Source organism: Rhodococcus maanshanensis NBRC 100610, assembly GCF_001894865.1.
Classification (GTDB): domain Bacteria; phylum Actinomycetota; class Actinomycetes; order Mycobacteriales; family Mycobacteriaceae; genus Rhodococcus_G; species Rhodococcus_G maanshanensis.
The window spans coordinates 1-6,163 of sequence record NZ_BCXA01000016.1 but is presented as its reverse complement, the minus strand read 5'-3'; the positions used below and the strand labels follow the sequence as shown (position 1 = coordinate 6,163).

General features: G+C 69.1%; 2 protein-coding genes. Both read left to right on the top strand.

Annotation, left to right across the window (positions count from 1 at the left end; translation table 11 throughout):
- Nucleotides 1–33 precede the first annotated feature (33 nt).
- On the top strand, nucleotides 34–264 hold the full coding sequence (locus RM1_RS08545; RefSeq protein WP_072750906.1) for an MbtH family protein: 231 nt from the start codon (nucleotides 34–36) through the stop codon (nucleotides 262–264).
- A 299-nt stretch (nucleotides 265–563) separates the two neighbouring features.
- The coding region (locus RM1_RS08540; protein ID WP_143187326.1) for a non-ribosomal peptide synthetase at nucleotides 564–6,163 on the top strand (5,600 nt) is incomplete at its 3' end.

Genomic DNA, 6,163 nt, shown 5'->3' with positions numbered 1-6,163 from the left:
GACAGTTCAGTTCTTCATGAAAGGCGCAACAAGATGAGCAACCCCTTCGACGATGCCGATGCGAAGTTCCTGGTCCTGGTGAACGAGGAGGGTCAGCACTCGCTGTGGCCGGTCTTCGCTGACGTGCCGGCCGGGTGGACGAGCGTGTTCGGCGAGGATTCGCGCGAGGCCTGCGTGGCCTACGTGGAAGCGAACTGGACCGACATGCGTCCGAAGAGCCTGATCGAGGCGATGGAGGCCGACGCCCACGCGGGCGCCCGGTAGCCGACGCAGGACGCGCGACGCGGAGCCACCGGGACACCCCGGTGGCTCCCTTCGTCGTCGGTTGCCGCGAGGCCTCCGGTTGGCGTGGCCGGGACGAGTCCCGGTTCGACCTCGACCCCAGTCTCCCGCACTCAACCGAGTGCAGGCGGCTGGGGTTTTGTGCGTCCTCAGATACGTGACCCGAACACGGAGCGGCCTGGTCACGTATCTTGTCACTCTGGTTCGCACTATGCGATGGTCAGGCCGAATGGTGCCGGGGGGATCGGCGTGGCTTTGGCTCGATAGCTTCGGAGTACGTTTTGTCGGATTTCCCCCGGTCGATCGCCGTGCTGGCGAAGGCACGCCCCGGCGGTGTCGCCGCGCGTGTCGGCGATGTGTCGGTGACCTATCGGGAGCTCGACGAGCGCATGCAGCTGCTGGCAGGGGCATTGGCGGATCGAGGCATGGATGCCGATGCCGTCGTGGCTGTGGTTCTCACCGGACTCGTTCCGGCGATCGTGGGCGCCGAGGGTGGGATCGGAGCCGTCCTCGATCGGATCAGGGACGACGAACGGGCCCTCCAGTCCGAGCACGGGGGCCCCAATGCCCAGATCGGCCGGACGTTGGTCGCGGTGTTCGACGCGCAGGTTCGGCGGACACCCGACGCGACCGCACTGGAGTTCGACGGCGTCGCGTGGACGTACGCGGAGTTCGACGGACGGGTGAACCGGCTCGCTCGACTCCTCATCGCCCGAGGTGTGGGACCGGAGACAACGGTTGGCCTGGGGTTTCGTCGGTCCCTGGAGATGATGGTGGCGATGTACGCCATCGTCAAGGCAGGCGGCGCCTATGTGCCGATCGACCCCGATCATCCGGAGGAGCGGGTCGCGGATGTGCTCGCGACTGCGGCCCCGGTCTGCGTGCTGACCCGGTCCAGCGAGGAGATGACGTGGCCTGCTGGGGCCATCGTGATCGACCTGGACTCGACCGACACGGCCGAGTATCCCTCGAACCCGATCACGGACATCGACCGGCTTCGGCCGTTGCGGCCGGCCAATCCCGCGTATGTCATCTTCACCTCGGGTTCGACCGGACGGCCGAAGGGCGTGACGGTTCCCCATTCTGCGGTGGTCGGGCTCATCGAGCGCAGGCAGGCGCTGTACGCGCTCGGCGGAGACGACCGGGTGCTCCAGAAGACGCCCGTGACCTTCGACGCCTCAGTGCGTGAGCTGTGGTGGACGCTGGCGTCGGGAGCCAGGCTCGTACTGGCGGATCACGATGGACACCGGGATCCTCGCTATCTGGCCGAGGCCACCGACCGGCACGGCATCACCGTGATGCACTTCGTCCCCTCGATGCTCCAGGTGTTCGTGTCCTCGCTGAAGCCCGGTGAAGCCGACTCCCTGCGCGAGGTGTTCAGTGGCGGTGAGGAGATGTCGCCGAGGTTGCTGACGGAGGTGCGCGGCGCCCTGCGCGCCCGGGTGAACAACGAGTACGGACCGACCGAGTTCACGGTGTCCGGCACCAGGCACGAAACCACCGACGAGGACGAGGACGCAGACCGGGTGCCCATCGGTCGGGCATACGACGGGTTGCAGGGCCATGTCTTGGATCGTCGTCTCCGGGAGCTGCCGGCCGGAATCGCGGGGGAGCTGTACCTCGCGGGTCCCCAGCTCGCTCGGGGCTATCTCGGGCGCTCCGATCTCACGGCGGCGCGGTTCGTGGCAAACCCGCGGGGTCTTCCCGGCGAGCTGATGTACCGCTCGGGAGACGAGGTGCGCCGTCGGGCGGATGGGACCCTGGAATACCTGGGGCGCACGGACTTCCAGGTGAAGATCCGTGGTTTCCGGATCGAACTCGGGGAGATCGAATCCGCGATGCTCGCGCACCCGTCGGTGGCGCAGGCGGTCGCGGTGGTCCGGGAGGACGTTCCAGGAAATCAGCAGCTGGTCGGCTACACGGTCGCCGCCGTCGGGGAGTCGGTCGACGGCGATGAGTTGCGCGCGTTCCTGGGCCGCTCATTGCCCGGTTACATGGTGCCGATCATCGTGCTGACGCTCGCGGAGTTTCCGATCACGGTGCACGGCAAGCTCGATCGGAAGTCGCTGCCCAGGCCGGACTTCGAATCCGCGCCCGGTGAGCACGGGGAGCCGTCGACCCCGGCCGAGGTGGTGGTCGCGCGGATCTTCGGCGAGATCCTCGGGGTCGAACGGGTGGCAGCCTTTGACTCCTTCTTCGATCATGGCGGCAACTCGCTGTCCGCCGCACGGGTGGTGGCCCGGGTCAACGCGGCACTCGGCAGCGACGTGAGCCTGCGAGAGGTGTTCGACGCGCCGACGGTCGCCGGGCTCGCCGCCCTGGCGTCGGCTCGGGCCGATGGCGCGCGCCGTCGGCCCGAACTGGTCGCCGGGCCGCGCCCGGATCGGATACCGCTGTCGCTCGCGCAGGCCCGGATGTGGTTCATCAACCAGTTCGACACCTCATCGCCCGCATACAACCTCCCGCTCGGGATCCGGCTGGGCGGAGAACTCGACAACGAGGCGCTGCGGACCTCGGTCCTCAGCGTGTTGGGCAGGCACGAGTCGCTGCGCACGGTGTTCCCGGACGACGGCGATGGGCCCCGGCAGGTGGTGATCCCGGTCGCGGGGGTCGACGCGGATCTCCATCCGATTCGGGTTGCGGACGAGGCGGATCTGCGCGGCAGGCTCATCGAGCAGGCGGCGGCCGGATTCGACGTGACGATCGAGGCGCCGGTGCGGGTGCGACTGTTCGAACTGAGTCGGGGCGAGCACGTGCTGCTGTTCCTGCTGCACCACATCGCGGCCGACGGCGTCTCGATGGCGCCGCTCGCCCGCGAGGTGGTGGCCGCCTATACGAGCGTGGTGGCGGGCGGCAGGCACGACCCGGAGCCGCTCCCCGTGCAGTACGCGGACTACTCGATTTGGCAGCGCGAGTTGCTCGGCAGCGACGAGGACCCGGAATCCCTTCTCTCCCGCCAGGTCCGGTACTGGCTCGAGGAGCTGTCCGGCATCCCCGACCTGCTGCCGCTACCCACCGACCGCCCACGCCCGGCGGCCGCCTCGTTCGAGGGTGGGCGGGTCGAGTTCGAGGTCGGGCGGGATCTGCACCGCCGCTTGTCGGCGTTGTCCCGCGAGCATGAGGCGACCATGTTCACCACCCTGCACGCCGCCTTCGCGTTGCTGCTGTCGAAGGTCTCGGGCACCGACGACATCGTCATCGGCACGCCGACGGCAGGCCGCGGGGAGCACGTACTCGACGACCTGGTTGGCATGTTCGTCAACACGCTTGCCCTGCGAACCGTGCTGGACCAGTCGGTGTCATTCGCCGAGTTGCTCCGCAGCACAAGGGAATCGGACATCGGCGCGCTGGCACACGCGGAGGTGCCCTTCGAGCGACTCGTGGAGGTCCTCGCGCCGGAACGGTCCACAGCGCACTCGCCGATCTTTCAGGTCGTGCTCGCGCTGGAAAATGCTGAGCCCGCGGTACTGGAGTTGCCAGGTCTGGTGGTGAGCGAGGTCGATCCAGGGATCGCGTACGCGAAATACGATCTGCAGCTCTCGCTGGGGGAACGGGCCGACCGGTCGGGGATCGCGGGCACCTTCGTCTATGCCACGGACCTTTTCGACGAGTCGACCGTGCGCATCCTCGCCGCACGGTTCGTTCTGCTGCTCAACGCGGTGGCGCAGGATCCGTCGGCCCCGATCGGTGACATCGAGGTGATGGACGCCCGTGAGCGCGCGGCGCTGTGTCCGGTCTCGGGCCGCACCGCGGAGCCGCCGGTCACCCTTGCCGAGCTGTTGTCGACGGCCGTCGCCGAGCCGACTGCGCCCGCACTGGAGTTCGGATCCCGCACCGTGGACTACGGCGAGCTCGACGCCCGCTCGAACGCCCTGGCGCGCTTGCTGATCGCGCGCGGCATCGGTCCGGAGTCGTTCGTCGCGGTCGCCCTGCCCCGATCGGTCGAGTCGATGCTGGCGCTCTGGGCGGTGGCCAAGGCCGGCGCCGCCGTCGTGCCGATGGACCCGGCCTACCCAGTCGACCGACTCGGGCACATGCTCGCCGATTCGGGGGCGGCGGTCGGCCTCACCCTGGCCGCGCACGTGGCCGGGTTGCCGGACGCGAACTGGCTGACGCTCGACGACGAGTCCGTCGCGCTGGAGTGGGCGGCGCTCTCGACGGCGCCGGTCGGTGACCGGGACAGGTGCGGTGTCACACACCCGGCCCAGCCGGCGTACATGATCTACACCTCCGGCTCGACCGGGGTACCCAAGGGCGTGGTGGTCACGCACCAGGGCATCGCCGGCTTCGCCCTCGAGCAGCGACAGCGGTACTCGGTGACGGCCTCGTCGCGGGTGCTGCACTCCTCGTCACCGAGTTTCGACGCGTCCATCCTCGAGATCCTGATGGCGACGGCGGCAGGCGCGGCACTGGTGATCGTCCCGCCCGGCGTCTACGGGGGCGGTGAGCTGGCGGACATCATCGATCGCCAGCGGGTCACGCATGCCTTCATCACCCCGTCCGCTGCAACCGCGCTCGCGCCAGACGGTCTCGATTCGCTGCGGGTGGTCGTGATGGGCGGCGAGGCCCTGAGCGCGGACCTGGTGACTCGCTGGGGTGCGGATCGGGGCCTGTATAACGCGTACGGGCCGACCGAGATGACCGTCATGGTGTCGGCCAGTGCCGCGCTCGCCCCCGGCGGGGCGGTGACGATCGGCGGCCCGATCCGCGGCGTGACCGCGATGGTGCTCGATCGGCGGCTTCGCCCGGTGCCGGTCGGGGTGGTCGGCGAACTGTACGTCGCGGGTCCGGCGATGGCGCGGGGCTATCACAACCGATCGGGTCTGACAGCGGATCGCTTTGTGGCGAACCCGTTCTCGTCGACCGGTGCGCGGATGTACCGTACGGGCGACATGGTGCGGTGGCTCGCTCCCGCGGCAGGGGGTAGGCCGTCGGATCTGGAGCTCGAGTACATCGGACGCGGCGACTTCCAGGTGAAGATCCGTGGCTTCCGCATCGAACTCGGTGAGATCGACGCGGCGTTGACTGCGCACCCGTCGGTGGACTTCGCGGTGACGGTGGGCAGGCCCGCCCCGTCGGGGGCGACGGTGCTGGCCGCGTACGTGGTGGCCACGGCAGGGGAGTCGGCGGACCCCGAGGAGTTGACCGCGTTCGCGGCCAGGTCCCTGCCCGCGCACATGGTGCCTTCGGTGGTGACGGTGCTGGACGCGATCCCGTTGACGGCGAACGGGAAGCTCGACCGCGGCGCGCTGCCCGTGCCGGAGTTCGTGTCGACGGCGTTCCGCGCGCCGTCGACGCCGGTAGAGGAGATCGTCGCAGGGACGATCTCGGAGGTGCTCGGCCTTCCGCGAGTCGGGTTGGACGACAACTTCTTCGACCTCGGCGGGAACTCGCTGATCGCGACTCGGGTGGCGGCGCGTCTCGGATCCGCACTTGGCGTGACGGTTCCGGTTCGCCTGTTGTTCGAGTCCCCGACGGTTGCAGCGCTCGCGGTGCGGATCGAGCGGGATTCAGGCACGGCGCGCGCGGCGCTGGTGGCCGGGCCGCGCCCGGATCGTATTCCGCTGTCGCCGGCGCAGCAGCGGATGTGGTTCCTGAACCGGTTCGATCCGGGGTCGGCCGTGAACAACATCCCGGTCGTGGTGCGGCTGTCGGGTGCGCTCGACATGACGGCCTTGCGTGCCGCGGTTCGCGACGTGTTCGAACGGCACGAGTCGTTGCGCACGATGTATCCGGAGTCGAGCGAAGGTCCGGCGCAGGTGATCGTCCCCGCGGCATGGGTGGTCCCGGACCTGGTGCCGATCGAGGTCTCGACAGGCGACCTGTCCGATCGGGTGGCCGACTTCGTCACGGCGGGTTTTTTCGACGTTGGCGGCCGGGG

Bases quoted from the DNA above. Each gene is read 5' to 3' on its own strand.
- RM1_RS08545 (WP_072750906.1), top strand. From the start codon at position 34: ATGAGCAACCCCTTCGACGATGCCGATGCGAAGTTCCTGGTCCTGGTG.